At 74.3% G+C, this 20562-nt stretch carries 15 protein-coding genes; 7 read left to right on the forward strand and 8 right to left on the reverse strand.

Translation table 11 applies throughout. The features are described 5' to 3' along the window. Positions 1-29 precede the first annotated feature (29 nt). From OG994_RS10595 to OG994_RS10615, 5 genes are read left to right on the forward strand one after another with little or no spacing between them, the layout of a single operon-like run. On the forward strand, positions 30-884 hold the full coding sequence (locus tag OG994_RS10595; RefSeq protein WP_328853034.1) for a carbohydrate ABC transporter permease: 855 nt from the start codon (positions 30-32) through the stop codon (positions 882-884). Beyond that, positions 881-2173 carry an ABC transporter substrate-binding protein gene (locus OG994_RS10600; RefSeq protein WP_328853035.1) on the forward strand — a complete coding sequence of 431 codons (1293 nt, stop codon included), beginning with the start codon at positions 881-883 and terminating at the stop codon, positions 2171-2173. The genes OG994_RS10595 and OG994_RS10600 overlap by 4 nt, the downstream gene beginning before the upstream one ends. After that, positions 2166-3179, forward strand: a complete 1014-nt coding sequence (locus OG994_RS10605) for an ABC transporter ATP-binding protein (RefSeq protein WP_328853036.1) — start codon at positions 2166-2168, stop codon at positions 3177-3179. The genes OG994_RS10600 and OG994_RS10605 overlap by 8 nt, the downstream gene beginning before the upstream one ends. Further along, positions 3176-4057, forward strand: coding sequence for a carbohydrate ABC transporter permease (locus tag OG994_RS10610; RefSeq protein ID WP_120330166.1), 882 nt, complete (start codon positions 3176-3178; stop codon positions 4055-4057). The genes OG994_RS10605 and OG994_RS10610 overlap by 4 nt, the downstream gene beginning before the upstream one ends. Positions 4058-4075: 18 nt before the next feature. Then, a complete protein-coding gene (locus OG994_RS10615; RefSeq protein WP_120330165.1) occupies positions 4076-4546 on the forward strand; it encodes a hypothetical protein in 471 nt (156 codons plus the stop codon). 87 nt (positions 4547-4633) lie between these two features. On the opposite strand, the gene OG994_RS10620 is transcribed toward OG994_RS10615, so the two are convergent. Then, positions 4634-5605: a hypothetical protein gene (locus OG994_RS10620; protein ID WP_328853037.1), complete on the reverse strand. Its 972-nt coding sequence runs from the start codon at positions 5603-5605 to the stop codon at positions 4634-4636. Continuing rightward, positions 5599-5931, reverse strand: a complete 333-nt coding sequence (locus tag OG994_RS10625; protein WP_328853038.1) for a PadR family transcriptional regulator — start codon at positions 5929-5931, stop codon at positions 5599-5601. Before OG994_RS10625 ends, OG994_RS10620 begins: the two co-directional genes overlap by 7 nt. Before the next feature lie 224 nt (positions 5932-6155). Between OG994_RS10625 and OG994_RS10630 the strand changes: the two genes are divergently transcribed. Further along, positions 6156-8546 carry a WD40/YVTN/BNR-like repeat-containing protein gene (locus OG994_RS10630; RefSeq protein WP_328853039.1) on the forward strand — a complete coding sequence of 797 codons (2391 nt, stop codon included), beginning with the start codon at positions 6156-6158 and terminating at the stop codon, positions 8544-8546. Between the two features lie 60 nt (positions 8547-8606). Here the strand turns inward: OG994_RS10630 and OG994_RS10635 are convergent, their stop codons facing one another. From OG994_RS10635 to iolC, 6 genes are all read right to left on the reverse strand, one after another. Continuing rightward, positions 8607-12020, reverse strand: a complete 3414-nt coding sequence (locus OG994_RS10635) for a S8 family serine peptidase (protein WP_328853040.1) — start codon at positions 12018-12020, stop codon at positions 8607-8609. Positions 12021-12214: 194 nt separating this feature from the next. Further along, positions 12215-14641: a M14 family metallopeptidase gene (locus OG994_RS10640; RefSeq protein WP_328853041.1), complete on the reverse strand. Its 2427-nt coding sequence runs from the start codon at positions 14639-14641 to the stop codon at positions 12215-12217. A gap of 320 nt (positions 14642-14961) precedes the next feature. Next, positions 14962-16806: a 3D-(3,5/4)-trihydroxycyclohexane-1,2-dione acylhydrolase (decyclizing) gene (gene iolD / locus OG994_RS10645; protein WP_328853042.1), complete on the reverse strand. Its 1845-nt coding sequence runs from the start codon at positions 16804-16806 to the stop codon at positions 14962-14964. Next, positions 16806-17708 (reverse strand): 5-deoxy-glucuronate isomerase, encoded by a 903-nt coding sequence (gene iolB / locus OG994_RS10650; protein WP_328853043.1) that lies wholly within the window; start codon positions 17706-17708, stop codon positions 16806-16808. The genes iolD and iolB overlap by 1 nt, the downstream gene beginning before the upstream one ends. Continuing rightward, positions 17705-18625, reverse strand: coding sequence for a Cgl0159 family (beta/alpha)8-fold protein (locus OG994_RS10655; protein WP_328853044.1), 921 nt, complete (start codon positions 18623-18625; stop codon positions 17705-17707). The genes iolB and OG994_RS10655 overlap by 4 nt, the downstream gene beginning before the upstream one ends. Beyond that, complete coding sequence (iolC, locus tag OG994_RS10660; RefSeq protein ID WP_120330154.1) at positions 18622-19605, reverse strand: 5-dehydro-2-deoxygluconokinase; 984 nt, start codon at positions 19603-19605, stop codon at positions 18622-18624. The genes OG994_RS10655 and iolC overlap by 4 nt, the downstream gene beginning before the upstream one ends. 188 nt (positions 19606-19793) lie before the next feature. Here iolC and OG994_RS10665 point away from each other — a divergent pair, with 188 nt between their 5' ends. Further along, a complete protein-coding gene (locus OG994_RS10665) occupies positions 19794-20531 on the forward strand; it encodes a GntR family transcriptional regulator (RefSeq protein ID WP_120330153.1) in 738 nt (245 codons plus the stop codon). The last annotated feature ends 31 nt before the right edge of the window (positions 20532-20562 follow it).

Raw genomic sequence — 20562 nt, forward strand, 5'->3', positions numbered from 1 at the left:
CGCCAACCAGTTGGCGGGAAGGGCGGGACGTGCGGTCCTCGGGCCCCTCCGCGGCACCGCGGATCATCGGGCGGTTCGTGGTGCCGGCGCTGTTCGCGGCCCTGTTCGCCGCCCCACTGTGGTTCATGGTGGTCGGCTCGCTCCGGCCCGCCGGCCGGCCCCCGCCCCGCACCCTGGAGCTGCTCCCGCCCGAGCCGACCGTGGCCGCGTACGCCCGGCTGCCGGAGCTGATCCCCCTCTTCCGCTACCTCGCGAACTCGGCGATGGTCGTCGCGGTCGCCGTCCCGCTGACGGTCGTCGTCGCCTCGCTGACCGGCTTCGGGCTGCGGCTGCTCACGCCGGCGGCCCGGCGGCGGGCCGTGCTCGGCCTGCTGGCGGTGCTGCTCGTGCCGGTCACCGCCGTCTGGGCCACCCGCTTCGAGCTGTTCCGGCTCGCCGGGGTCGTCGACACGTACGTCCCGCTGCTGGCGCCGGCGCTGCTCGCCGGCAGCCCCTTCCTCGTGCTGCTGTACGCCTGGGCCTTCGGCGGCGTGCCGGACAGCCAGCTCGGGGCCGCCCGGTTGGAGGGGGCCGGGTGGCTCACCGTCTGGCGCCGCGTGGCGCTGCCCCAGGTGCGGCCGGCGACCCTCGCGGTGGCCGTGCTCGCGTTCACGTTCCACTGGTCGAACCTGATCGACCCGCTGTTGTACCTGCACCGCGGCGACCGCTACACGTACCCGCTGGGCCTGCAGTTCCTGCGACTGCTGAACCCGACGGACTGGCCACTGCTCATGGCCGGCTGTGTGGTGGCGACCCTGCCGTGCGTGGTGGTGTTCCTGCTGGCGCAGCGGATCCTGCTGCACGACGATCCGCTGGCCGCCCTGAGATCTGGAGGTCGTAGGTGAGCCGCTTCCGACGCTGTGCCGCCCTGGTCACCGCCGCGCTGCTGCTCGGCGCCGTCGCCTGTGACAGCGGCGGCGACGCGGCGGACGACTCGGGGATCACGGTCGTGCTCTTCGGCGACGCCGAGGAGATCGCCGGCTACCGCGGCCTCGTCGACGCGTTCTCCGACGCCCACCCCGACGTCGCCGTCAACCTGTCCCCGGTCGCCACCCAGGACGAGCTGATGGCGCGGCTGACCACCGCGTTCGCCGGCGGTCAGCCGCCCGACGTGTTCCTGCTCAACTACCGCCGGTACGGGCAGTTCGCCGCCCAGCAGGCCATCGAGCCGGTGCAGTCCTACCTGGATCGCAGCACCGCCCTTGACGAGAGCGACTTCAGCCCGCGGGCGCTGGACGCCTTCCGCTTCGACGGGAAGACCCTGACCTGCCTGCCGCAGAACATGTCGTCGCTGGTCGTCTACTACAACGCCGACCTCTTCGCCGCCAAGGGTGTGCCGCCGCCGCGCGCCGGCTGGACGTGGGACGACCTGCTCGCCGCCGCCCGTGCGCTGACCGGCGACGGCACGTACGGCCTGGGCGTGGAGCCGTCGATCCCGCGGCTCGCGCCGTTCGTCTGGTCCAACCGGGGTGAGCTCGTCGACGACCCGGCCCGGCCGACCACCCTCACCCTCACCGGTGACCCGGCCACCCGGAAGGCCGTCGACTGGTTCCTCGACCTCCAGCTCACGCACCACGTCGTGCCCCCGGACGCCGAGGAGCAGAGCGAGTCGAGCGAGGCCCGCTTCCTGCGCGGCACCCTCGGCATGTACCTCAACAGCCGGGTGGCCGTCCCCACGCTGCGCACGATCGACGGCTTCACGTGGGACGCCGCGCCGCTGCCGGTGGCGCCCGGCGGGGTGCCCGCGTCGATCCTGCACAGCGACGCGTACTGCATGAGCGCCGGCCGTCCCGACCACGACGACGCGTGGCGGTTCATCGAGTTCGCCATGGGCGAGCAGGGCCAGCGGATCCTGGCCGCCTCGGGGCGTACCGTGCCGTCGCGGCTCGACGTGGCGAACTCCCCCGCGTTCCTCGACCCGGCCAAGCCGCCCGCGTCGTCCCGCGTCTACCTCGACGCCGAGCCGCACCTGCGGGCCACTCCCCGCACCGGCACCTGGTCCCGCGTCGAGCGGGAGGCGGACGCCCTGCTCGAGGAGGTCTTCTACGGCCGGGTCGGCCGGGAGGAGGGGTTGCGACAACTGGAGGAGAAGATCCGCCCGCTCTTCAGCCTGCCGGCGGGCACGGGTGGGTGAGCGCGGGGCCGTCCGCCTCGAGTCGCTCACCCGGTCGTACGGGCGGGTCGTGGCCCTCGACGGCGTCGACCTGGAGGTGCGCGCCGGCGAGCTGCTGACCCTCGTGGGCCCCTCGGGCTCGGGAAAGTCGACGATCCTGCGACTGGTCGCCGGCCTGGACCGGCCCGACGGCGGCCGTATCCTCGTCGACGGGCAGGACGTCGCCCGGATCCCGCCGCACCGGCGGGCCGTCGCGATGGTCTTCCAGGACTACGCGCTCTATCCGCACCTCACCGTCCTGGCGAACCTGACGTTCGGGCTGCGTGTGCGCCGGGTCCGCCGGCAGGAGGCCGAACGGCGGGCCCGGGCCGCCGCCGACCGGCTCGGCATCGGGGAGCTTCTCGACCGCTACCCCGACCAGACCTCGGGCGGCCAGCGCCAGCGCGTCGCCCTGGCCCGCGCGCTGCTGCGCGAACCGACCGTCTACCTGCTGGACGAACCACTGGCCAGCCTGGACGCGCCGCTGCGCTTCGCCACCCGCGCCGAGCTGATCACCCTGCACCGGGAGCTCGGCACGACGACCGTCCACGTCACCCACGACCAGGCCGAGGCCATGACCCTCGGCGACCGCGTCGCCGTCCTCGACCGGGGCCGGGTCCGCCAGGTCGGGCCGCCCCAGCAGGTGTACGACGAGCCGGCGGACGTATTCGTGGCCGGTTTCCTGGGCAGCCCGCCCATGAACCTCGTCCCCGGCGGCGGCGTGCTCGGCGGCGCCGACGACGTGACCGTAGGCGTCCGCCCGGAGGACCTGGCGCTCGATCCCGACGGGCCGGTCGGGGCCGCGGTCGAGGCGGTGGAGGCGCTCGGCAGCGAGACGATCCTGCTGACCCGCTGCCCGGACGGCACCCGGTTGACCGTCCGCACCGGCCCGCGCCCCGGCGTCCGCCCGGGCGACGAGGTGCGGCTGCGCGCGGACCCGGGTCGGCTGCACCGGTTCGACACGGCGAGCGGGCGGCGCCTGCGGTGAGCGCCGACCGGTCCCGCCGGCCGCTGACCGCGTGGGCGTTCCTCGCGCCGTACGCGGTCGCGGTCGGCCTGCTGATCGCGCTGCCGGCGCTGCTCAACGTCGGCTACGCGTTCACCGACCACACCGGGCTGACCCGCGATCCCCAGTTCGTCGGTTTCGCCAACGTACGGCGGATGGTCGCCGACGGTTTCCTGCTCGACAGCGTGGAGGCGTCGGCGGTCCACGTGGCGCTGGCGGTGCCGCTGCGGCTGCTCGCCGCCGTCGGTCTGGGCCTGCTGCTCGCGGCGCCGCGACCGGGTGGCCGCTGGTTCCGGGTAGCGGTGTACCTGCCGACGGTCGTGCCCGACGTGGCCCTCGCGGTGCTCTTCCTGTGGGTGCTCAACCCGCTGTACGGCCCGCTCAACCAGGTGCTCGGGCTCGTCGGCCATCCCGGGTTCACGTGGCTGTCGGACCCGGGCACCGCCCGGGTGGCCGTCGCCCTGATGCTGGTGTTCCCCATCGGGGAGGGTTTCCTGGTCGTCCTCGCCGCCCGGCGGCTGCTCGACGGGCGGCTCTACGAGGCGGCGGCCCTGGAGGGCTGCGGCCCGTTCGGGCAGCTGCGCCGGCTCACCCTGCCGCTGCTCGCACCCGTGCTGCTCCTGCTCGCCGTACGCGACACGATCCTGACACTGCAGGTGAACTTCGTGCCCGCGTACGTCCTCACCGACGGCCGCCCGGCCAACGCCACCCTCTACCTGCCCGTCTACATCTTCGACCAGGCCTTCGAGTTCTCCGGTTTCGCCTACGGCGCCCTGATCACGACCGTCCTCATGGTGGTCACTGCCGTCGTCATCGCCGCGCTGCTGCTCGCCGTCCGGCGGTGGCGCGTGCTGCGCTGAGCGTGCCATGCTGCGGCGGTGAGACTCCGGACGCTGGCCGTCGCCGCCACGGTCCCGCTGCTCCTGACGGCGTGCGGCGGGACGGACGCCCCGCAACCGGCCGGTCGCGGCCCGGGCATGCTGGCGAACCTGCCGAGCTGCGACCGGGTGCCGCTCGACGCCGACGCCGAGGTCGACGCCGACGTCACGGGCCTGCTGCTGCCCGACGGGGCACGGGTCACGTCGGTCGTCCCGCAGGGCGCGCTCACGACGGTCGAGGCCGTCGTCCGCATGACGCCGCTGGACGTGCGGGCCCACTACGAGCGGCGCGACGACGTCGACCTGCTCCGCGTGGAGGACGAGATCTTCGAGGCCGAGGTGCTCATGCGGGCGCAGCAGCGGCGGACGTACCTGCGGGCCACCGCCCTCTGCGCCGACGGGACGACGCTCACGGCCGTGGTGGGCCCGGACAGCGACGACGCGGGGCTGCCGGAGTTCCAGAGCCGCTGAGCCGCCGGGCGCACGCGACCCGCCGGCCCGCTTAGGCGGGAGGCCGGTGGCCGCCCCGCCGGGCGCGGTGGCCGGTGACCGGCCCGCTCAGGCGGGCAACCCCGCCGGCGGCGCCGCGTCGGCCGGCGGCGCGGACCGCGCGGCGTTGACGGCGTACGCGAGCGCGTACGGGCTGACCGCCAGGTAGAGGTAGGGCTGCACCTCCACCAGATCGGTGATCAGGAACAGCTCCCACGGCGTCGGCCTGGGGAGCCCGAACGACCAGTCCGTCCAGCTCGCGAAGAGCCAGAGGGGTGCGGAGATCCGGTCGACCGTGTCGGCCTGCGGCAGGCCGTCGACGACGGTCTGGGGGCCGGCGGGGATCGCGTTGACCACGGTGAGGACGACCGACACGTCGGCCACGACGAGGGCGCCGAGCACGCCGAACCACCACGCGGCCCGGACACGGCCGCGACCGGCGAGCGCCGACGCGCCCCACAGGACGAGGGTGAGCAGGGTCAGCCAGCTCACCAGGCCGGGGGCGGCCCGGATCAGGCCCTGGGTGCCCCGATTCAGCACGTACTCGAGGAGGACGGCGGTGACGCCGACCGGAAGCATGACGCCGAGGGCCGTACGCAGCGGCCCGGCGAGGGCGCTGCGGCGACCCCAGCGCGCCGCGAACCGGGCCAGGAGCAGCGCCAACGCGGCGGTCAGGACCGTCAGCAGCGGCAACTGCGCACGTGTCGACCAGCTCACGGTCGTCGCGAGGAACCCGTTCACCACGACGGCCATCACGACCGCGCTGACCAGCACGATCCCGACGCCGGCGACCGGGGCGAGCAGCAGCGCGGCGGCGGTGCGCCCGGCCCGCCCGCGGACCGCGCGCGGACCGGCGAGCGGGCCGTCGGGTCGGCTGGCGGCGAGGCTCGCGGCGTAGCGGAGCATCCGCAGACGCTGCCGCTGCGCGGTCAGCACGTGCAGCTCCGCGCTCCACTCGCGCCCCAGCTCGTCGCGGTACTCGGCGGGCCAACGCCGGGTGGCCGCCCGGAGCAGGGCCTCGGCGAGCCGGCGGGTCACCACGCCGGTGCGCCCGTCGGCTCGGCGCCACCCCAGGACTGCCGTCCGTCGGTGGTCAGGGCGCGCAGCTCGGCGAGTGCCCGGCGGGCCGCGACGGCGCCTTCGGGGGTGAGCCGGTAGTAGCGGCGCGCGGGCCGGCCCTCGGCCGCGGGGTCGATCGCCTCCCAGTGCGCGTCGAGCCAGCCGGCGCTCTGCAACCGGTGCAGGACCGGGTAGAGCGTGCCGCTGGGCAGACCGGTGACCTTCATGAGGTCCAGCCCGTAGCACTCGGCGCCGGGATCGGCGAGGAGGGCCGCGAGGACCTTGGTGACGGGGACGGTGATACGCACCGGCCCACTATATCGGAACTCTACATAGGGTCCAGCCCCGTTGCCGGGCCCGTCGTCGCGCACCCGCAACCGCCGGCTGCCGACAGCGCTGGTGCGGGCCTCGACAGGTGTCCTAAGAGGCCGACGGCATTCGCGACAGTTGCTCGGTGACCCGGCTCACTCCCCTGTCTAGCGTGCACGGTGGAGACCGCTTTCCCACGACCCCCGCCAACAGGGAGACCCGAATGAAGCTCACGCTCATCCGCCGATATCGCGGCCTCACCATGACGGCGGCTGTCGCGCTGCTCGCCACAGTCGCGCTGACCGCCTCATCGACGCCAGGGCCCACCCAGGAGGTGTCGCTCGCCACCAGCACCCCCACCGGCCCGATGGAACTGCCCGACGAGTGGATGACCGCCCAGCGGATGAGCGACGGCAGCACCGATCTCTCCACCGCCAAGTACACGAAGGCCCGCGGCGAGGCCGACCTGGTCGCTGCGCACACCCGCAAGGCGTACCGGCACCTGGCCGAGCGGCCGTGGTCGTTCTTCGGCCCCAGCAACATCGGCGGCCGGGTCGTCGACATCGCCGTCGACCCGCAGGTGCCGGACCAGGTCTTCATCGCCGCCGCGTCCGGCGGGATCTGGCGCTCCGGCGACGCCGGCGCCACGTTCGAGACGGCCTGGCCGGACGACGGGACGCAGAGCATGGGCGCCGTCGCCATGACCAGCGACGGTGTCCTGTTCGCCGGCACCGGCGAGGCCCAGCCCGGCGGTGGCTCGATCACCTTCGGAGGCGACGGCATCTACCGCTCGACCGACCGGGGCAAGACCTGGCGGCACGTCGGCCTGCGCGACAGCCACGCCATCGCCCGCTTCGCCATCGACCCGACCGACGAGGACCGCATCTTCGCCGCCGCCAGCGGAAACCTCTTCAAGCCCGGCGGCCAGCGCGGCGTCTACCTCTCGGAGAACGGTGGCGACAGCTGGCGGCAGGTCCTCGCGCCGCCGAACCCCACGACCGGCGCCACCGAGGTCCTCATCGACCCGACCAACCCCCGCCGGATGTACGCCGCCATGTGGGACCACCTGCGCGAACCGCACCAGCGCACCTACGGCGGCCCGGGCTCCAGCCTGTGGCGCTCCGACGACGGCGGCCGGACCTGGCAGCGCATGACCAACGGCCTGCCCACCGACGCCGACCAGGGCCGCTGGGGTCTCGCGCTCGCCCCGAACGACCCCCAGCGCCTCTACGCGTACGTCGGGACCGCGCTCGGCCCGTTCCGCGCCTTCTACCGGTCCGACGACGGCGGCGACACCTGGACGCAGACCCCCGTGACCGCCGGCCAGGCGTCCCAGTCGACGTTCAGCTGGTGGTTCGGCAAGCTCTTCGTCGACCCCACCAACGCCGACCACGTGTTCCTGACCGGCGTGAACCTGATGCGCTCGACCAACGGCGCGCAGAGCTTCTCGTCGGTGGGCGGGGTGCACGCCGACCAGCACACGATGCGCTGGGACCCGAAGGTGCCCGGTCGGGTCTACCTGGGCAACGACGGCGGCTTCTACCGCTCGGAGGCCAACGGGGCCGGCGGTTGGGTGAAGTCGACCTACGAGCCGTACACGCAGTTCTACACGGTGGACGTGGCCGAGACCGACCCGGTGCTGAAGGTCGGCGGCGCGCAGGACAACGGCTGCAACCGCGGCTACACCGGCGTCGGCGGGCCGTGGTCCGCGATCGGCTGCGGCGACGGCCTCCAGGTGATCATCCACCCGGAGGACCCGACGATCGTCTTCGGCTGCAGCCAGTACGGCTCCTGCTACCGGTCGGAGAACTCCGGCGCCGCGCCGCGGCAGACCATCGGCGCCGGTCAGACGACCTCGGCCCGGCGCAACTGGCTCACGCCGCTGCAGTTCGACCCGAGCGACCCGGACGTCATGTACTACGCCGGCAACATCGTCAACCGGTCGACCGACAACGGTCGCACGTGGACGCCGATCAGCCCGGACCTCACCGGCGGCGGCCCCAACGACCCGTCCGGCTACCCGTGGGGCACGATCACGACGATCGCCGCCGCGCCCAGTGACGGCGACACGCTGTACGTCGGCACCGACGACGGCCGGCTGTGGTGGACCGACGACCTCGGCGGGACCTGGCACCAGGTCGACCCGGCGCAGCTGCCCGGCACGTGGGTCACCCGGGTGGCGGTGCACCCGACCGACGAGGACATCGCCTACGCGACGTTCTCCGGGTTCCGCTCCGGCAGCGACCGCCCGCACGTCATGATCACGCGCGACGGCGGCCGGACGTGGAGCGACATCGGCCAAGGCCTGCCGGACGCGCCGGTGAACAGCATCGTCCCGACCGCCGACGGCCTCCTGCTGGTCGGCACCGACGTCGGGGTGTTCATGTCGGCGTGGAACGGCGGCGAGTGGGCGGCGCTCGGCACCGACCTGCCGCAGGCGCCCGTCATGTACCTGCGGTACCACGAGCCCACCCGCCAGCTCACCTCGGCGACCTTCGGTCGCGGCGTCTACGACCTGACCGTGCCGAGGTGCCCCGCGGCCTCCACGAAGCTGCCGCTGAAGCCCACCGGCGTCGGCGTGGTCGGCGTCCTGTCCTCCTGCAAGAAGGCCTGATACCGGCCGGACCCGCGGCCCCGGCACGATGTGCCGGGGCCGCGGTCCGTCCAGCGGCGGTCAGCCGGCCCGGTACGCCCGGATGACGGTCTGGTCGATGCCGCTGCCGCCGTTGCCGTCCGCCTTCACCCGCAGGGAGACGGCCTGCCCGGCGGTGGGGCGCGGCAGGGCCGCGCGGTAGGTGTCCCCGTCCCGGGTGACCCGGGCGGCCCTCCACGTCGCGCCGTCGTCCGTGGACGTCCACACCTGGAAGGAGGTCACCTTCTGCGCCGGCACGCCCCGGGCCTGCCGGACCGTGAACTCGCCCGTGCCACCGACGATGTGGTTCCCGTCGTCCATCGGCAGCGCGTAGTCGACCGCGAGCAGCGGCAACGGCACGCTTCCCGTACCGGCGGGCCCGGCCGAGCGGAACGTCCAGGACGTGGTGACGCGGGTCGAGACGGGCAGCACGAGGCTCGTCTCGAGGTCGAACGTCAGCCGGTAGTCGGCCGCCTGCCGGGGCACCGTGAAGTCTGCCCGCGACGCGTTCCGCTCCTCGATCAGCGCGCCGTCGCGGTAGAGCGACAGTTTCCGGTTGAACCCGATCGTCCCGCCCTGGAGGCAGTCGGCGCGCCCGTGCTGGTCGGTGAGCATGGCGAGGTCGACGTGCAGGTTGCCCCGCGTCCGCGACGGCGCGGTGGCGCACGGGAACACGTCGCCGATCGTCACGAGCCCGTCGACCCAGTCCGAGTGCAGCGGCTGGCGCGCCCAGATCCGCGACTGCCGGCTGCCGGGCCGGTAGCTGCGTACCTGCTCCTGGGCGGGAAGCCCGCCGTAGACGCCCTCGTCGAGGTAGAGGTAGCCCGGCGACAGGTAGTCGGTACGCCGCGTGGGCAGGCCGAACGTGCGCAGCTGCGTCAGGTACAGCCCGTCGGGCGCGTACATGGAGCGCCGCAGCGAGGTGAACATCTCCGGCGAGTCCACCTGCTGGAACCGCTGGTCGACGCGCGCGAGCCGGGTCCGCTCGGCCCGGCTCACCCGGTACGACGGGTCGGCCGGCACGCCGCCTTCGTACTCGTGGACGAGGTCGTAGGCGTAGGGGTCCACCGTGCCCTGCGGTGACTGGAGGTAGAACGCGGCGTACGTGCGCAGCGACCCGATGCCGGGCCTGCGCAGCGGCGACACCGACACCTTCGCGCCGCCGCCGAGGCCGGTGACGCTGTTCCACCAGCTCAGGCCGTTCCTCGTGGTCTGCTGGAGGACGAACGACGTGAGGATCGGCGTGGTGGGCGCCCCGTCGACGGTCGCCGTCACGGGTCGTGCCGTCGCCGGGTCGAGGACGACGCTGCGGGCACCGGTGACCGACAGGTCGGTGGTGCCGACGTACGCGCCCGCCTGGGCGTCGGTGAGCGGGTCGTACGAGCTGAACGCGCCGGTGACCGCGTAGCGGCCCGGGGCGACCCGCACCGTCACCGAGCCGCCGGGCCGGAAGAACCCGTCACCGGCGGAGACGTACGGGTCGTCGAGGTTGGTCACCAGGACACCGACCCAGGTGTCGGCGCCCTCCGGCGCGTCGGCCATGGGCCTGGTGTCGACCGTCAGGTCGACCATGCGCGGCTCGACGTGGAAGCTGACCGGGGTGGTGGCGACCAGCCGGTGTCCGGGGCCCCGGGCCGTGACGGTGGCGATGTAGTAGCCCGGCCGTGCGGCCAGGGCGGCGCGGTCGACCCGCAACGTGGCGCGGGCGCTGGACCCGTGCGTGACGGTCACCCTGCTCGTGGTGAGGGTGAGCGCGCCGCGCGGTGCCGTGGTCCCGTCGTGGTTGACGGCGGTGACGTCCAGGTCGAGGGTGACGGTGGCCGGTGTGGTGTCGCCGGTCCAGGTCAGCGTCGTCTCGGCCGTGCCGGACTGCGGGTGGGTGAAGGTGCCGAGGTCGACCACGGGCTGCCCGCTGACCGGGCCGGACAGGGCGCGCGCGGCGTTGAGGCGTCCGGCGCCCACGGCGTACGGGTCGACGCCGGTCACGGGGTCGGCGGCGCCGACGAGCGCGGCCTTGAGCCGGTCGGGCGTCCAGTCCGGGTGCCGCTGGGCGAGCAGCGCGGCCGCGCCGGCGACGTGCGGGGCGGCCATCGACGTGCCGGTCGAGCCCTCGTAGTACCGGTCGATCGGGTCCTGCAGGTTCGTCCCGGCCGCCCGGGCGGCCACGATGTCGACACCGGGCGCCACCAGCTCCGGCTTGGCCACCGACGTGTCGACCAGGGGGCCGCGGCTGGAGAAGTCCGCGAGGGCGCCGTCCCGGTCGACCGCGCCCACGGTCAGGGCCGTGGTGGCCGAGCCCGGCGCGGAGATCCCGCCGCCGCTGTTGCCGGCGGAGATCACGAACAGGGCGCCGTGCGCACGGGTGGCGGCGTCGACGGCCAGCGCCAGCGGGTCGCTGCCGTCGTCCGGGTACTCACCACCGAGGCTCATGTTGACCACGTCGGCACGCTGCGCGGCCCACTCCACTGCGCGGATGATCTGCGAGTCGTCGCCGAAGCCGTTGTCGTCGAGGACCTTGCCGATCACCAGCTGCGCGTCGGGGGCCACGCCGCGCCGCTGCCCGTGGGCCGCCGCGCCGGTGCCGGCGATCGTGGACGCCGTGTGCGTGCCGTGGCCGTTGTGGTCGACCGCGTCGCCGCCGTCGACGGTGAAGTCGGCCTTCTCCACGACCCGGCCGGCCAGGTCCGGGTGGGTGAAGTCCGCGCCCGTGTCGAGCACCGCGACGCGCACGCCCCGGCCGGTGTAGCCGGCCCGCCAGGCGTCCGGCGCGGAGACCTGCCGCAGGTTCCAGTCCAGGTCGTCGCCGTGGCCTGCCGCCCCCGCGGCGGTCGGTCGCGGGGCGGTCGCCGGCACGGCGCGCGGCGGCGCCGCCGGGAGGCCGGTGGCGCGGACCCTGCGGTCCAGCCACACCTTCTTCGCTCCCGCCAGCAGCGGGTTCGCCGCCAGCCTCGCGGCCGCCGGATCCTTCTTCGGTACGTGGCCCGCCACCGCGTCGATGATCGGCAGGTCGACGACGCCGTCCAGGGCCGCCACGCGGGCCGCCTTCGTGGCCGGCTGCACGATGACCGGCAGGGCGGACGTCTTCTCGTCGTCGTAGCCGTCGGCGATCAGCACCGACACGTCGAACAGGTCCGGGTCGAGCACCGGGCCGATCCGTGCCGCCACGCTGGCGGGTACGACGTGCAGGTGCCCGTCGGGCCCGCACCACTGGTGGAACACGGCGTTCGGGGTCGCCGGCTGCACCGACGCCTGCGGACAGCCGGTGCCGTTCGTCCGCGCCGTCACCACGTCACCGGTCAGCAGCGTGACCGTGTACGTCTCCGCGCCGACCCGCGTTCCGGCCACCGCTGTCGGGGCGGGGTCGCTGGGATCCGCCAGCGCCGGTCCGCCCGGGACGCCCACCGCCACCGTGGCCGACACGGCGACGGCCAGCAGCCATCGTGTTCTCTTGAGCATGCCGCTCCTTCATGGACTGACCCGGTCCGACGGGACCGGGCCGAAAAGTTGATCTCACGCTAGTCCGCGGAGCGGTCGCCGGGAACACGCATCGCGTACGCCGTGCGGTCACCGAGCGTTCAGGCCGGGCGGCCCCGAGAACGGCCGGCGGCCGCGGCGCTGGGTGCGCCGCGGCCGCCGGTTGGGGCAGGTGGTCAGCTGGTCGGCAGGACCGCCTGACCCTTGCGGTAGTTCTTGCCGTTGCCGTCGGGCTGGTAGTTGTTCTCGACGTTGCCCGCCGCGTCGACGGAGAACCAGTTGACCCGGGTGCCGGCCGGGACGGTCAGCGTCTCACCGCCCTCCCGGACGCCCGCCGAGCCGTAGAGGGTGGACTCGTAGGTCGGGGCGGCGCCGTCGAGGGTGTAGAAGACGGCGGCCGGCTCGGAGACGTCGAACGTCACGTTCACCATGCCCGGCGTCGAACTCGGCGCGATCGTGAGCGTGCTCTCCGGTCGCTTCTTGTCCGAGGCGTAGTCCCGCGCCACCCGCATGAGTTCGACGAGGCCGTTGGCGAACTCCATCGTCTCGTCGTGCGCCTCGTCCCACTGCGGCTGGAAGGAGGTGCCGACCTCGAAGTTCCAGGCGTAGATGCCGTACTTGTACCAGAGCATGTCGCCGGAGTTGCCCGCCGCCGAGTAGAGGACGTCGGAGATCGGGCCGGTGCGGGCCGGGGTCACGGCCATGTTGCGGTGCTGCTTGATGGCCGTGAGGATCCGGGAGGACGCGCCCCAGAAGAACGACTCGTCGGCGAGCGACGGGCGCGGCGCCGAGGTGCGGTCCGGCAGGGCGTACGCGCCGGGCGACCACATGAAGTAGTTGCCGGACGAGTGCAGGTTCATCGAGAACTTGATGTTCGGCCGGGACGCCAGCCAGTCGAGGTTCTTGTCCTCCGGCTCCGACAGCTCGCTCGGGCCGGCGTACGTGCCGCTGGTGCAGCTCGACGAGGCGCCCGAGTAGCCGTCGAACAGGCTGTACTCGGTGTAGTTGCGGTTGACGTCCACGCCCCAGGAGTCCCGGCCGAGGAAGTCGGCCGCGCCGGTCAGCGGGCAGTGGTTCGTCATGTTCTTGCGCTGGGAGTTGAAGTCGTAGAACGAGTAGTGGCCGCCGTCCGGGTTGATGGACGGGGCGATCCAGATGTCGAGGTTGTTGAGCAGCTGCTTGGTCCGGCCGTCGTGCGCGTAGTTGCGCAGCAGCCGCTCGGCGGTCTCGATGGTGACCAGCGGCGGCACCCACTCCCGGGCGTGCTCCTGGGCGTACGCGAGCACACCCGTCTTCGTGCCGTCGCGGTGCTTGCCGATGCGGATCGCGTACACCGGGTGCGGGTCGCGGGAGACGGAGGCCGGCGCGCTCAGGTCGTCGGTGAGCGGGGTCCGCGGGGCCGGCGCCACCACGCCGGTGCCCGGGCTGCCGCGGTAGGTGTACGCGCGCACGAGGGAGCCGGCGCCGCTGTTGAGCGCGGCGACGACCTGCGCGGCGGTGCTCGTGACCGCGCCCGCGGCGTCGGTGGCGAGGTTCACCCGGATGTGCGAGCCGATGACGGTCACGCCGGTCGTCGCGTTGCCCGGGCCCGGGTTGGCCAGCTCGACGGAGATGTCGTTGCCGCCCTCGTGGCCCCAGGCGAGGGAGTCCACGGCGACGCGGCTGGCGTTGGCGGCGCCGAGCACGGCCTGGGCGTGCCGGCGGTAGCCGTTGGTCTTGTACGGCAGCTCGACGATCTCGGCCAGGTCGGGGAACTCGGCGGCGAGCTGGTGGATCCGCGCGTACAGCTCGGTCGGGGTGAGGTAGCTGGTGACGAAGTCCTTCTGGTACCCCGGGGGCTCCGGGCTGGTCTCCGGGGTGGGCAGCCACTCCCGCACCTTCGCGACCGCCACGTCACCGGTGGGGCTGGTGATCCGGACGTACTCCGGGCGGGCGGTCACCGTGGCGGCGCCGCGGTGGTAGAGGTAGACGCCGGCGTCGACGAAGCGGGAGATGGTCTGCGTGCCGCCGGAGCCCATGGCGGTGCCGGGGCCGCTGTCCCGTTCGACGGTGAGCGTGTTCGACGCCGTCTGGCCCTGCGCCCACTTCGCCTCGACGGAGAGGATCTGGCTGGTCCCGGACGTGTAGTAGTCCGCCCGGATGATCTTGACGTCGGAGACGTCGGGGGCCGTCGGGTCGGACGCCGCCGCGGCGAACTCGCGGTTCTCCGCCACGTGCGCGGCGATCGTCGCCTCGCGCTCGGCGATGCGGGCGCGGGAGTCCTCGGGACGGTACAGGGCGTCGCCCAGGGTGAAGCCGGCCGCGGTCAGCCGCGCGGCCTCGCTGGGGGTGACCACGGCGTGGGCGACCACGCCGTCCTCGGTGCGCTCGACGTGGTGGTCGAGGTCGACGCCCGTGGCGACGAGCGCGTCCAGCTCCGCGGTGCCGTCGAGCAGCACCTCGACGACGCTCGCCTGTTCGCCGGCGACCGGCCCGGCGTCGGCGGGCGCGGCGGGCTGCGGCGCCGTCGCGGCGGCCGGACTGACCAGCAGCACGACGGCCGTCGCGGCGGCCAGCGGAACGGGTAGACGACGTCGCCACCGTGGCGACTGGGGGTACGGCATGTGTTCACTGCCCTTCTGGCTCTTCGGCCGGCAGGCCGACGGAGGTGGCCGAGGGGCACGCCCGGGGTACGCGGCTCCATCGAATGGGTCGGGTGCGATCGTTGCGGTGACCGGGCACGCGACGTGGTGGACGGGACGGGTGGTGACAGAGCCGACCGCCGGCTGGACGCCGCGCATCGCCGACATGCGACGGGCCAGAACGTGATGACGCGGTGGCGGTCGGTGAACTGGGATCATCCTCAGTGGCCGGAAGTGATCTGTCAATCCCCTGGTGGGACGGTGGACGAGGGGCCGACGGCCCGGCCGCGTCGCCCGCCCGGTCAGCCGGGCCTGAGGTGGTTGCGGCGCGCCTTGCGCCCCGCTTCGTAGCCGGCGCGGGCGGCCCGCGCGGCGGCCGTCGTGGAGACCTCGGCGACCGGCACGTCCCACCAGGCGCCGCCCTCGGGGCCCGCCTCCATGGGGTCGGTGCGGACGTGGACGACCGTGGTGCGCTCCGAGGCCCGCGCCCGCGCCAGGGCGTCGCGCAGCTGCGCCGTGCTGTCGACCCGGATCAGGTCCGCGCCGAAGCTCGCGGCGTTGGCCCCGAGGTCCACCGGCAGCGGGTCGCCCGCCCGGTCGGTGTACGCGGTGCCGAGCCGCTGCGCGCCGACGCTCTCCGAGAGCCGGCCGATCGACGCGAACCCCTGGTTGTCGACGAGCACCACGACCAGCTTCATGCCCTCGGCCACGGCCGTGACCAGCTCGCTGGGCAGCATCAGGTACGAGCCGTCGCCCACCAGCACGAAGACCTCGCGCTCCGGTGCGGCCAGCTTCACCCCGATCCCGCCGGCGATCTCGTAGCCCATGCACGAGTAGCCGTACTCGACGTGGTAGCTCTTCGGGTCGACGCCGCGCCAGAGCCGGTGCAGGTCGCCCGGCATCGAGCCGGCCGCGCAGACCACCACGTCCCGGGGCCCGGCCGCCTCGTTCACCGCGCCGATGACGGCCGTCTGGGTGGGCCGCGCGTCGGGCGCGGACCGCCGCGCGACGTCGGCCACGGCCGTCCACCGCCTCGTCAGCTCGGTCACCTCGTCGCGGTACGCCGCCGCCGTGGCCCATCCGGCACAGGCCGCGTCGAGGGCCGCGAGGCCCTCCCGGGCGTCGCCGACGACCTGCGTCCCGGACAGCTTCGCCGCGTCGAAGCCGGTGACGTTCAGGTTGACGAACCGGGCGCCGTCGCCGAAGAGGGTGCCCGAGGCGGTGGTGAAGTCGCTGTACCGGGTGCCGACCCCGATCACCAGGTCGGCGTCGGCCGCGACGGTGTTCGCGGCCGTGGTGCCGCTGACGCCGAGGGCGCCGAGCGCCAACGGGTGGTCGTGCGGCAGGGCGCCCTTGCCCGCCTGCGTCTCCGCCACCGGCACCCCGTGCGCCTCGGCGAACCGGCGCAGCGCGTCGCACGCTCCGCTGTAGACGACGCCGCCGCCGGCGACCAGCAGCGGTCGGCGTGCCGCCGTGACGACGCGGGCGGCCCGGTCGACCGCCGCCCGATCGGGCCGGGGGCGCGGCACGTGCCACACCCGTTCGGCGAACAGCTCCGCCGGCCAGTCGTACGCCTCGGCCTGCACGTCCTGCGGGAGGGCGAGGGTGACCGCGCCGGTCTCGACGGGATCGGTCAGCACCCGCATGGCGGCCAGCAGGGCCGCGGGCAGCTGTTCGGGCCGGTTGATCCGGTCGAAGTAGCGGGAGACCGGGCGCAGGGCGTCGGTGACGCTCACGTCGTACGAGCGCGGGTCCTCCAGTTCCTGCAGGACGGGGTTCGCCACGCGGGTGGCGAAGATGTCGCCGGGCAGCAGCAGCACCGGCAGCCGGTTGATGGTCGCGCCGGCCGCCCCGGTGACCAGGTTGGTCGCCCCCGGACCGATCGAGGTGGTGCAGGCCAGGGTGCTCATCCGGTCGGTCATCCGGGCGTACGCCGCCGCCGTGTGCACCATCCCCTGCTCGGTGCGGCACAGGTGGTAGGGCAGGTCCACGTCGGTGCTGGCCAGCGCCTCGCCGACGCCCGCCACGTTGCCGTGGCCGAAGATGCCGAAGCAGGCCGGGACGAGGCGCCGTCGCACCCCGTCCCGTTCGGACCACTGCCTGGCGAGGAACGTCACCAGCGCCTGGGCCACCGTCAGTCTGGGCATCACGCCTCCTGGGTCGTGGGGCCGGCGAGCGGCAGCCGCGGGTCGACCGGTTGCCCGGCCCAGCTGCCCCGGATCCACGCGTGTCGCGGATCGTCCACGCAGGCCATGGTGCGGACCGGACCGGGCCCGGCCAGCACGTTGAGGTAGTAGAGGTCGTAGCCGGGCGCGGCCATCGACGGGCCGTGGTAGCCGTACGGGACGAGCACCACGTCGCCCGCGCGCACCTCGGCGAGGACGTCGATCGGGCGGCGGTCGGTGCCGTACACCCGCTGGTAGCCCACCGGCCCGGCGGGGTCGCCGGGCCGTCCGCCGGCGACCTCGAAGTAGTAGATCTCCTCGAGCGCCGCCTCCTGCCGGCCGCCGTCGTGGACGCGGTCCTCCTCGTGCTTGTGCGGCGGGTACGACGACCAGTTGCCGCCCGGCGTGAGCACCTCGACGGCGACGAGCCGGTCGCAGTCGAAGGCGTCCGGGGCGCAGAAGTTGTTGACCTGCCGGCTGGCCGGGCCGGCGCCGCGCAGCTCCACCGGCACGTCCCGGGCGGCGCCGTAGCGGGGCGACAGCCGCCGGGCGGCCCGGGCCGACGGCAGGGCGACGCGTCCGGCGCCCTCGACGGTGACGGTGGCGTCCCGCGGCACGTACGCGAAGTCGGTGACGGCGGCGAAGACCGACGCCCGCCCGGCCAGCCGGATCCGCAGCCCGTCACAGTGGACGGTCGCGGCGCCGGCCAGCGGCAGCACGAGCATCTCCTCGTCGCCGGTGTCGAACGTGACCGTGGCGCCGTCGGCCAGGGTGAGCACCCGCAGGCCGGCGTGGCGCCAGCCGGCCCGCTCGGGGGTGATCTCCAGCGCCCAGGGTGGGCGGGCGGTGCTGCCCCAGGGCAGGTGGGCCTCGGCGGTCCTCACGCGCGGCCGCCCTGCTGCGCGGCGGCGCGGTCGTCGTCGCGCCCGGTGGGCAGCAGTGAGCCGGCCAGGTCCACCGCGGCCGCCACGTCGTCGTCCGGTGGGTAGAGCAGGGCGCGGCCGACGACGAGCCCGCGCACGCCGGGCAGCCGCAGCGCCCGTTGCCAGCGCGCGTACACCGTGTCGGGCGCCTCCACGGGGTCGCCGCCGAGCAGCAGCACCGGGAGGGTCGTGGCGGCCATCACCTGCTCCATCTCGTCGATGGCCGGCAGCTTCAGCCAGGTGTACGCGCTCGTGGCGCCGAGCGCCTGGCCGACGCTGACCCCCTTGACGACCGCCTCGGGCCGCAGGTCGGGGTGGACGCGGCCGTCGGTGCGCGTGACCCACAGCGGCTCGACGAGCGCCACCGTGCGGTGCGCGGCGAGGGCGGTGACCGCCCGGGCGCACGCCTGGAGGGTGGAGGCGGTGGCCGGGTCGTCCGGGTCGATGCGGCACAGCATCTTGCCGCCGTCGTAGCGCATCGCGGCGATGCTGTCGGCGTCGTAGGCGGTGAACCGGTCGTCGAGTTCGAACCGGGCGCCGGAGAGGCCGCCCCGGTTCATCGACCCGATGGCCAGCCGGTCCTCCAGTGCGCCGAGCAGCAGCAGGTCCTCCAGGATGTCGGGGGTGCCGAGCACCCCGTCGACGCCCGGACGGGACAGCGCCAGGCGCAGCCGGTCGAGCAGGTCGGCCCGCCCGGCCATGGCCATCGGCCGGTCGCGTACGCCGAGGGCGGCCCGGGCCGGATGGTCGGCGGCGATGATGAACAGCGGCCGTCCGGGCTCCGGCCACGGCCGGCGGACGCGGCGGGCGGCCGCCTCGGCGATCGCCTGTGGCCGGTGGGCGCGGGTGCGGGTCAGGGCGTCGTACTCGGTGCTCACCGGTCTTCTCCTCCCCCGGCGCCGGTCGGCGGCACCGGTTGCGGCTGGACGGCGTGCAGCAGCGCCAGGGTCTCGTCCTCGTCGGGCATGGCGGCGGAGCAGGCCAGGCGGGAGGCGACGATGGCGCCGGCCGCGTTGGCGAAGCGCAGCGTCCGCTCCAGCGGCCATCCGCGCAGCAGGCCGAGGCAGAGCGCGCCGCCGAACGCGTCGCCGGCCCCGAGCCCGTTGACCACCGTCACGGGCACCGGCGGCACGCGGACGGTCTCGGTGGCGGTGCGCGCGAGCACGCCGTCGGGTCCGAGCTTCACCACCGCCAGCCGGGGCCCGCGTCGCAGGAGCAGGCCGGCGGCCCGCTCCGGGTCGCGCGTGCCGACGGCCACCTCCACCTCGTCCAGGTTGCCCACAGTCACCGTGACGTGGGGCAGCACCTCGGCGACCGCCGCGGTGGCCGCCGCCGGGTCGGGCCAGAACATCGGCCGGTAGTCGAGGTCCAGCACGGTGTGGGCCCGGCCGCCGCGGATCGCGAGGGCGGCCGTGTGCGCGGACCGGCTCGGCTGCTGGCAGAGGCCGGTGCCGGTGAGCCAGAGGACGCGGGCGGAGGCGATCGCGTCCGCGTCCAGCTCGTCGGGCCGGATCTGCAGGTCCGGGGCGGTCGGGGTGCGGTAGAACCAGAGCGGGAAGTGGTCGGGCGGGAAGATCTCGCAGAAGGTCACCGGGGTGGGCATCCCCTCGACCGGGCGGACCTGGCTGTCGTCGACGCCGAACTCCCGCAACGCCCGGTGGACGTAGTCGGCGAACGCGTCCGCGCCGGTGCGGGTGACGACTCCGGCGCGCAGGCCCTGCCGGCTGGCGGCCACGGCAACGTTGGTGGGGCTGCCGCCGAGGAACTTGCCGAACGTCTCCACCTCGGCCAGCGGTGTGCCGATCTGCAGCGGGTAGATGTCCACCCCGACCCGGCCGATGGTGAGCACGTCCAGCATGCCGCGTCCTCCGTCCCGGCCGGCGCGGGTGCGCGGGCCAGCGCTGTCCCTGATTGGTAACAGCGCCGCTGAGTTGTGTCAATGTGTTGTCATGACATCCGCCCTCTGCGGTGGGTGATCGCTTCGGTACAGTGGCGTCCGTTCGTCGTGCCCCGAGAATCCGCGTCCTTCGTCAGCGAGGAGATGCCGTGACCGGCCCCGAGATCGCGGTCGACCGGAGCAGCCCGGTCCCGCTCTACTTCCAGGTCGCCGAGCAGTTCGCCGCGGCCATCCAGCGCGGTGAGCTGGCCCCGGGCGACCGGCTGGACAGCGAGTTGCAACTCGCCGACCGGCTCGGCCTGTCCCGGCCCACCGTCCGCCAGGCGATCCAGCACCTGGTCGACAAGGGACTGATCGTGCGCCGGCGGGGGGTGGGCACGCAGGTGGCACGCGGCGAGGTACGCCGGTCGGTGGAGCTCACCAGCCTCCACGACGACCTGCTGCGGGCCGGCCGGAAACCGTCGACCTCGGTGCTGGAGCTGACCACCGTGCCCTGCCCGTCCGCGGTGGCGGCGGCCCTCGACGTCGCCGTCGGCAGCGAGGTGTGGCACCTGCGCCGGCTGCGCTTCTCCGACGGCGAGCCGCTCGCCGTGATGGAGAACTGGCTGCCGGCCGACCGCGTCCGGCTCACCATGGACGGGTTGCAGGCCGGCGGCCTCTACGCGACCCTGCGTGCCGCCGGCATCCGCATCCGCGGCGCCCACCAGCGCATCGGGGCGCGGGCGGCGACCGCCGCCGAGGCCCAGATGCTCGGCGAGCGGCGGGGCGCGCCCCTGCTCACCATGACCCGCACGGCGTACGACGACCAGGGGCGCTTCGTGGAGCACGGCGCCCACATCTACCGGGGCACGCGCTACTCACTGGAGGTGACCGTCGCCGAGCGGTGAGCAGTGGCGACGGTGGATGTTTCGCGCTCAT

This window comes from Micromonospora globbae (assembly GCF_036184225.1).
GTDB classification, from domain to species: Bacteria; Actinomycetota; Actinomycetes; order Mycobacteriales; family Micromonosporaceae; genus Micromonospora; species Micromonospora globbae.

Coding starts and splice junctions, on each gene's coding strand:
- OG994_RS10630 (WP_328853039.1), top strand. CDS start 6,156: ATGAAGCTCACGCTCATCCGCCGATATCGCGGCCTCACCATGACGGCG.
- OG994_RS10635 (WP_328853040.1), bottom strand. CDS start 12,020: ATGCTCAAGAGAACACGATGGCTGCTGGCCGTCGCCGTGTCGGCCACG.
- OG994_RS10640 (WP_328853041.1), bottom strand. CDS start 14,641: ATGCCGTACCCCCAGTCGCCACGGTGGCGACGTCGTCTACCCGTTCCG.
- iolD (WP_328853042.1), bottom strand. CDS start 16,806: ATGCCCAGACTGACGGTGGCCCAGGCGCTGGTGACGTTCCTCGCCAGG.
- iolC (WP_120330154.1), bottom strand. CDS start 19,605: ATGCTGGACGTGCTCACCATCGGCCGGGTCGGGGTGGACATCTACCCG.